The following is a 6225-nucleotide window of genomic DNA, read 5'->3' on the forward strand; positions in this document are numbered from 1 at the left end:
CTCCATCGGTTGAAAGCGCCCGGCCACACAGCGCGACCGGATGGAGGCAGTCTCAGAAAACCAAGCTGTCCTGCTCAGGGCCGTTTTGCGTCGTCCTCAAAACGACCCTTCTCAAGCGGCGGAAGCTGTGCTAGGCGGCGATAGCCGCCGCGCATCAGCGCATCGCCGCGCCGCACCAGGCGGCGCACCTTCGAGCGCAGGCCGCCGTCGCTGTACCAATCGGCCACAGCGTCGGCACCGAACAGTCCTTCGCCCACATCGCGCAAGGACGCGCCCGCGAGGGTCGCGTCGAGCGCCTGCAAGGTGTGCAGTTCCAGCAGCGCGGAAGGTGTTGGCCTGGGCGTGGTGGCAGCGAAGGTCGCGCCGCGTGCATGACCGCGCACAGGCGCGGCAGTGCCGCTCCGTTGGGCATAGGCCACGGCCATGCCGTCTTCCAGGCCGGGCGCCAGCGCAAAGCGCAGGCAATGGCCTGGGCTGCGCGCGATCAGCGCCAGCTTCTTGCCGTCGTGGAACAGTTGCTTGTGGCCGGGGATGCGCCAGAACGCGAAGGCGGTGGCATCCTGCGGCGGATCAGCGTCGGGGTAGAGCTGCACCACGGCGGCATGACCAGGCAGCCAGGCCGGATGCGCGTCACGCGCATCCAGCATCGGATCTTCCAGCAGGCGCAAGCCCCAGCGATGCGCTGCTTCAGGCCGGCCATGACGGCGCAGCCAGTCGAGCCGGTAGTCGGGATGCCTGCGCAGGTACTCCCAAGCGAGCGCGAGCGCATCCAGCCAAAAGACATACAGGTATGCGGCAGTCGGATACCAATGCGCGAGGTGATGAGGATTGACCATGACGTCTCCTCCTGCGAACAGGACTCGCCGCCACGGAAGAACTACGCGCTACATCGCCCTCGTCGGAACGTCATGGGTTACAAAGGCGGATGGGGCTGTCAAGACCGATTGGCTCCGATGTGTTGCGGTATTCGTCTCAATGCTGCGGCGGCAGCGCCCCGACCGGGGACACTGCACAAGCCAGCCTGCCGCGACCCGCGCCAAGCATCCTGTCTATTTGGGTCAGACTGGTGGGGCTACGCCGCAAGAATCCCGATTGAGACTTACCCGGTATGACACCAGACTGAAAAAGTCACAGTAAGCCGTATTCAGTCCGGGATCGCTCCGTCGCGCTCGGCCAGCCGGGTGTATTCCGACAGCGTGCGCGTGGGGCGGAAATAGAGGTCGCGCATCACGGGCTGCTGGCGCGGCCCGACGATGCCGGCCAGCTCGGACAGCTTGACGGTTCCCTGCGCCGGCATCCCGATTCCCAGGTCGATGAGTCCCCAGGCGGTGTCGCCATCGGCGGGATCGAGTGCGGCCAGCAGCCAGGTCACATGCGCGTCCGGCGTGAACAGCCGCACCACGGGCACCGGGTCGATGGCCCGGCCAGCGGCGCGGGCCTCGCCGTTGGCGAGCAGTTGCGCGCGTTCCGGGGCGGTGGTGAGCGGCTGCGGCATGGTCGGCAATCCCACAAATCCAATGGTGCACGAACGCGGTTCCACGTCGAAGCGCAGAACCGCGAAACCGGATTTGCGCCTTCGTGCGCAAGCACGGATGCGGTTCCGTGGCTCTACAGGAACCCGCCGATACGGATTTCCGTAAAAGCACAGGCATTGAATGAACACTATAGATTGTAGCTCTATAGGATGCAATGGGGTGTCATCTTGGTATTTGTGGGGAACCCAAGGTGGCAACAACTTACTCGCTGGCGAAGGCATTGAAGACGGTCAGGAAGGCGCGCGGCTTGAGCCAGGAAGCGTTCTCTGACGTGTCTAGCCGCACCTACATGAGTACCCTGGAGCGCGACCTGAAAAGCCCGACCTTGCACAAGCTGGCCGAACTGTGCGAAGTGATGAAGATCCACCCGCTCACGTTGCTGACCTTGGCGTACTCCGGCGACAGCGAACAGAAAGCCGATCACCTTTTAATGTTAGTTCGACAGGAACTCAAAGAATTGGCTGTGGATGATTCCGGCCAAAGATAGGTTTCTTCAAGGGACTTAAAAACAAACTCCGCACACCATGCCTAAGACTCAACTAAAAAAGCTAACAATCGAGAAATTCCGCGCATTGAACGATGTGGCGGTTGAGTTCGGCGATTACATCACTGTTGTTTGCGGGAAAAATGGCACATCAAAGTCCTCGATACTGGGCATAGCTGCGCAAATTTTTAGCTTTGAAAAAGATTACGTCAAGGATGAGTCCCTTGCATTCCGGCAGATTGCAGGAGGGATGTTCAAGTCTCAATACAGTGACCATTTCAGGATATCCGAAAAGTTTGATGTCCCCGGCTCCATGTCCGTGAACATTGATTTGCTTGATGGATATACAAATCAGGCTGCGACCGCCAAACTTGAGCTGATGAAAAGAGGGAAGTCACCCAGGCCTGTGGTTAGGAATAACAGTACAGCGGCCGGAAGCAGCAACACGAGCAGGAATTTTACTCATCCGGTGATTTTTCTTAGCTTGAAGCGTCTTTACCCTATCGCGGCCAGAGACTACAAGCTAGGCGACTTTGATTATCTAGAGCAACACAAGAAAGATTTCATTGCGCTAACGAACGAACTTCTCAATCGCAACGCATCGCTTGCAACAGGGACTGATGGAACAATCAGTTCTGCGGTGGCGCACGGGGAGAACTACGACCAAGACTCTGTTTCGGCGGGTGAGGACAATGCAGGCCAGATCATATTGGCCTTGATGTCTTTCAGAAAGCTGAAGGAAGATTATGCTGACTATAAAGGCGGTTTGCTTTTAATCGACGAGGCTGATGCTGGGCTATTTCCGACTGCACAAGTAAATCTACTGAAGATGCTTGATCGCGAGTGCAAGAACTTGGATCTTCAAGTTGTCATGACTTCGCATTCGCCAGTTCTGATTGAGTATGCATATGAGCAAAGTCGCCAGTTCAGAAGAAAGTACAAGACCATTTATTTGAGCAACACCTATGGCAATGTCCAGGTGATGCAAGACTGGTCATGGGCGCAGATTAGTGCAGACATCAACACAAAGACCATCGATACATCGTCTGGAGTTTCACTGCCTCGCATCAATATCTATTTCGAAGATAAAGAGGCTGAAGACTTTTTTGCAACTTTGCTGTACAGGCAGCCAATAAAGAAGTTCACAAACCCGATGTCGGAAGTGTCACTCGGATGCTCCAACTATCTTCAGTTGATCCAGAAGAAAATCCCTGAGTTCTCGGAAAGAAGCATCGTCTGTCTGGATGCAGATCAAGGCTCTCAAGTTACAGGGAAGAGCTATAAGACAGTGACTCTCTTGCCCGGGCATCTCCCGCCTGACCAACTTGTATTCGAGCACTTGTACAATCTCCCTGCCGCACATCCATTTTGGAAAAATGACTTGCAGTTCACAAGAGATGTTTTCACCAATGCAGCTCGCGAGGTTTTGAACGAGTTTTCAATCAACGGGGATTCTGTTGAGGTGAAGGAGCGGGTGGCTGCATACACTGGAACCAAGAAGCCGAGAGAGGTTTTTAAGCGTTTTTATAAGAGTGTCGAATTTCAGAAATTGCTCACCTCTGGAGCCAAGCCCTACAATCCTTGGAAGCATTGGGCAGATAACAATCCAGTGCTTATTAACGAATTCTTGGAAAATTTCAAGACGGCTGTTCACGGTGTGATGAGCATAGGGTATGCTGTGGACGTCACCAAGTTGGCCGCCTTGGAAGTTAAGCCAAGAAAGGTATAACGATGTTCTCAAACAGACTGTATAGCCCTCTGCGCTACCCTGGCGGGAAGGCGCCATTTGCTCCATTCATTGCAAAAATAATGGAAACGAATGGTGTCACGGGAGGGCATTACTTGGAGCCATACGCTGGCGGGGCAGGCGTTGCACTTGATCTACTCTTTCATGGGCACGCAAGTCATATCCATATCAACGATGCTGATCCTGCCGTATACGCTTTTTGGGTTGCTGTAACAAAGCATTCAACTGAGCTTCTTGATTTACTCGAATCCACCCCTATTACCATTGAAGAATGGTTTAGATGGCGAACCATTTTGCGCGAAGATTGCGTTGCCAGCCTAGTCGAGAAAGGATTTGCGACTTTATTCATGAATCGGACGAATCGATCTGGAATTCTCAAGGCAGGCGTCATTGGCGGAAAGAGTCAGAACGGGAACTACAAGCTGGATGCTAGATTTAAGAAGGACGTTGTTGCTTCACGCATTCGTGAAATCGCCCGGCGACAGAGTGACATATCGGTGTATCGTGAAGATTCATTGCGCCTTCTGAATCGCTGCTCGGATTTTCTGCCAAAACAATCTCTGATATACCTCGACCCCCCATACTACGTTAAGGGAAAGGGGTTGTATCGAAATTACTACGAGCATGATGACCACGCGGCCATTGCCAAAGTCATTCAACAGAAGAAGTTCAAATGGCCTTGGGTTGTTTCTTATGACAACGCGGAAGAAATTTGTGCCATGTATCGCATGAGCCAATCGTTGAGCTATGGTCTGAACTACACCGCACAAAGACGATATGTTGGTAATGAGGTAATGTTCTTCAGTCAGAACTTGACAGTGCCTGATGAAGCCATTCCTCAAACTAGGGCCGTGAGCTAAAAACGCCCCGCCGCAATGGGCGGGGCGCTGCGGCGGTCACGCCGCTTGGGGCTTGCTGCGCGACCAGATCAGGTCGTGCGTGCCGTCCTCGCCTTCAATCAGGCGGGCATAGACCGGAGCCGGGAACGAAGGGTCATCGAGGGTCACGGACAGGTAGTCCCGCCCGGCCTCGCTGGTCTTCTTCCACGCCGCGCCGATATCGTGGCTGGCGGCCTGAACGCGGAAGTCCGGGGCTTTCTCGCTGTCCCCCTTGTCGTTGGGAACCAGCTTGACCTTGACGTTGAGCGTCAGGGTGCGAAGCGTGCCGGTGAAGCCGTCTTTGTCTGCGGTGAAGGTGCCGATGTTGGCCATGATGTTTTCTCCTTTCGGTTGAACAAGGTTCGCGCCCATCGCGTCCTTGTTGTGATCCGGCCGGCGGGGGACGGGCTGGCTGCACCGCTTGCGGTCGCAACGCAGTGGAGAGCCGGGAGGCGAAAAGAATTTGCCGCGCGAGGAATGCGCGCAGCGCAGGGGAAATTGTTTTCGCCGGACGGTTGCAGCCATGAAGCCCGAGGCGCAGCCGCGCCACCGCCAGGATTCACAACGAGACAAGGACGCCTTGGGCCGAACCGCTCCGAAAGGAGATGGGGCCGACTCGGCATCCCCGCCCGAAGGCTTCTCCGGCTCGCCCGCTGACGCGGGCCAGGTCAACCCCCCGACGACAGGCGAGAACGCCCCTGCCGCACCTTGCGGCGCCGGTCTTGAGGCGTGGCGTGGAAGCTCCATAGCGATGCCGGGCGGGTTGTCCGTGAACCGTCCTTCGTGACGTGATGGGCAGGAACCGCCAGCGTTGAGGACGGCACGCACCTGCACAACCTGCCGCAGCAAGCGCCAGCGTGTTCGCCAGCACCCCGCCCATCGCGGCGGGGCGCTGGCCGGGCCGATCCGGCGCAGCCGGTTCGGCCGCATCGAGGGGCGCCAAGCTGCGCGCGGCGGGGATAGCCCGCAGGGCTTTCCCCTGGAGGCAAGCGAAGCGCGCAGCGCCGCAGGCGCGAAGGCGTGAGGGATTGAAGCCGAATGGCCGTGACGGCAAAGACGGCACGGGGCGTAGCCCGAAAGCCCGGCGGCGCTATGCGCCGACACGCCCAGGCCGTTCCAGATTTCTAAGCAGGAAACGCGGACATGCCTCTGATGAAATGGGCGCGGCCCTACGCTGCGAGGTATGCACGCGGCAAGCCGAAAACCGCTGGTGATTCCCGCGCACGGCGGGCGCTACGGCTTGCAGGCCCATACGGGCCTGCCATTACCGGGCGGGAAGCCCGGTCACGTCAACGCCGCCGTCTGAGCTGCCGCGAGGGCGGCGGCGTGCCGATTCGGCTGGTGGCCTTGAACACCGGGCGCGGCCACTGCCGCGCCCGGATTTTTGCGTCCACCGCGCCCAGGACGGAACGGCCTGGGCGCGGTGCTGATCGCGGTTATTCCTTCGTCTCGATGAGCCACCACACGGCACGCGGCAAGGCGCGGCCCGTGATGGGGTGAATGTCGGTGAGGTCGGCGCAGGCCGTCCAGCCCGAGGGCGGGCGGTAGCCGCGCACGTCGCCTGCGCCGTGCCAGCGGCGG

The 6225-nt window shown here is 57.9% G+C and carries 6 protein-coding genes; 3 read left to right on the plus strand and 3 right to left on the minus strand.

Translation table 11 applies throughout. The features are described 5' to 3' along the window. Positions 1 to 74: 74 nt before the first annotated feature. Positions 75 to 836: a DUF2285 domain-containing protein gene (locus V7Z75_RS13995; protein WP_334109263.1), complete on the minus strand. Its 762-nt coding sequence runs from the start codon at positions 834 to 836 to the stop codon at positions 75 to 77. A 308-nt stretch (positions 837 to 1144) separates the two neighbouring features. Next, positions 1145 to 1495 carry a DUF2958 domain-containing protein gene (locus V7Z75_RS14000; protein ID WP_040435232.1) on the minus strand — a complete coding sequence of 117 codons (351 nt, stop codon included), beginning with the start codon at positions 1493 to 1495 and terminating at the stop codon, positions 1145 to 1147. 194 nt (positions 1496 to 1689) lie between these two features. Between V7Z75_RS14000 and V7Z75_RS14005 the strand changes: the two genes are divergently transcribed. Genes V7Z75_RS14005 through V7Z75_RS14015 form a run of 3 tightly spaced genes read left to right on the plus strand, consistent with a single transcriptional unit; the run spans position 1690 to position 4626 of the window. Further along, positions 1690 to 2022: a helix-turn-helix domain-containing protein gene (locus tag V7Z75_RS14005; protein ID WP_257645818.1), complete on the plus strand. Its 333-nt coding sequence runs from the start codon at positions 1690 to 1692 to the stop codon at positions 2020 to 2022. 37 nt (positions 2023 to 2059) lie between these two features. Further along, complete coding sequence (locus V7Z75_RS14010) at positions 2060 to 3748, plus strand: AAA family ATPase (RefSeq protein WP_082394029.1); 1689 nt, start codon at positions 2060 to 2062, stop codon at positions 3746 to 3748. 2 nt (positions 3749 to 3750) lie between these two features. Continuing rightward, positions 3751 to 4626 carry a DNA adenine methylase gene (locus V7Z75_RS14015; RefSeq protein ID WP_075806994.1) on the plus strand — a complete coding sequence of 292 codons (876 nt, stop codon included), beginning with the start codon at positions 3751 to 3753 and terminating at the stop codon, positions 4624 to 4626. 36 nt (positions 4627 to 4662) lie between these two features. Here the strand turns inward: V7Z75_RS14015 and V7Z75_RS14215 are convergent, their stop codons facing one another. Continuing rightward, entirely contained in the window at positions 4663 to 5169 is a 507-nt protein-coding gene (locus tag V7Z75_RS14215; RefSeq protein WP_442919924.1) for a DUF736 domain-containing protein, read from the minus strand. Positions 5170 to 6225 lie beyond the last annotated feature (1056 nt).

The organism is Methylobacillus sp. (assembly GCF_036844465.1).
Lineage (GTDB): Bacteria > Pseudomonadota > Gammaproteobacteria > Burkholderiales > Methylophilaceae > Methylobacillus.